This is a genomic window from Chloroflexota bacterium (assembly GCA_015478725.1).
In the GTDB taxonomy this organism is placed as follows: domain Bacteria; phylum Chloroflexota; class Limnocylindria; order Limnocylindrales; family CSP1-4; genus C-114.
On sequence record JADMIG010000105.1, the window covers coordinates 1 to 1,536 of the forward strand.

Consider the following 1,536-nt stretch of genomic DNA (forward strand, 5'->3'; position numbering starts at 1 on the left):
CCTGCATCCACCGACCGACTACCTGATGGGGCAGCGATTCGGGTGATCGGCAGGGTGAACGGCGAACCGACTCCGGGCTGACTTCTTCAGCAGCCATCGGGACGTGCGAGACCAAGGGTTTGTGATGCTCACGGGTTGTCAGTGCCGTCCTGCGATCGTCTGCGGTGCACCGGCCGCGGTGGGTTGACTACACCGGGACGGGTGGAAGGGCGCGGAGAAGTTCGAGTGCCCGTTCGAAGGCTTTGGCCCATGGCCACTCGAGTGGAGCCCGAAGTGTCGGTCTGCCACCGGGGCTGACCAACCGGGCGGGGATCGACAGGAATCGGGTGCGCACCGTGCGGGCCACGGTGAGGTGGTCCTTCGGAGTGATCTCGCCGAGCATGGCGCTCCAGCGGATGAGGTCGTGGGCCAGGGCGGCACAGACCAGCCAAGCGGCATTGGCGCTGAAGTTGCCCGAGGGAACGTGCTCCATGCCCGCACCCTCCTTCAGGTCCTTGATGGCCAACTCCACGGTGGCGTGGGACCGATGGAAGGCGTCGGCCTCGACAGCGGTGCCGCCCTGATCGGTCAGGAAGGCGAAGTGGCGCCACTCGGGCCACAGTGTCGCCTGCCGCCCGATCAGCCGGGTGCGGCGCACGACGAGCCGGCGTCCCTTGTAGACACACTCGGCCACCTCGGCGATGCCGTCACACGTGTAGTCGATCGGGGTCCAGGCCTCCTCCTCGATGGCGGACACCGCCGTGACCACGGACTTCACCATCCGGACCCCCATGGTGTAGCCGACGCCCAGTCGAGAGAGCGTGGCAATGGTGGTATTCGACCAGAACCCCGAGTCGAATCGCATGACCAGGTCGCCGGTGGCCCCCGCCCGACGGAGCCGGGCGACAAGCTCTTCGACGAACCGCTTGGTCCCCCGCTGGGTGTTGGCCGAGCCCTTGCGCATCCGGACGTGGAGGAGCTCACCGGTCCCGGCCCGGGTGGCGAGGAGGGGGTGGTAGCCGAGCTTCTTCGTGTAGCCGTAGCCGGCGCCGTGCTTGGTCTTGCCGCACACCTCACAGATGGTGGAGTCGAGGTCGACGACCAATCGGTCCGAACCGGGTCCGGCACCGAGGGACCATGCCCGACGCAGTGTCTCGGCGAAGACCGCATCGAGTTGGCGCACATGGCCGAAGGAGAACGACCGGAGGAACGTGCCCAGGGTGGAGGGGGCCATCACCCGGTGGGGCAACACCGCCTGGGTGGCACCGGATCGCAGCACGTCGGCGTGATCGATGTGGCTGCCGCCAGCCACGATGGCGTGGACCAGGGTCAGGACCTTGCGCCCGGGGAGGGCTCCGCCCACTCGTCCCGACAGGTCGACCAAGTCGTTGATCAGCGCTTCGAGACACAGTCGGACCACCAGGGTGGCCACCAGCAACAGCCCGGCGTTGGCTACCAGATTCGGCTCATCGAAGGTCACCTCGATGCGATCGATTCCGCGCGATACTGATCCCACTGAAAGTGCCTCCTGGTTCTGGTGTGAATCGTGACTTCGAC

Annotated in this window: 1 protein-coding gene; it reads right to left on the reverse strand. The window is 66.8% G+C overall.

Features of this window, described 5'->3' with window-relative positions:
- Positions 1-187 precede the first annotated feature (187 nt).
- Entirely contained in the window at positions 188-1,495 is a 1,308-nt protein-coding gene (locus tag IVW53_15955; GenBank protein ID MBF6607057.1) for an IS1380 family transposase, read from the reverse strand.
- Positions 1,496-1,536: the final 41 nt, after the last annotated feature.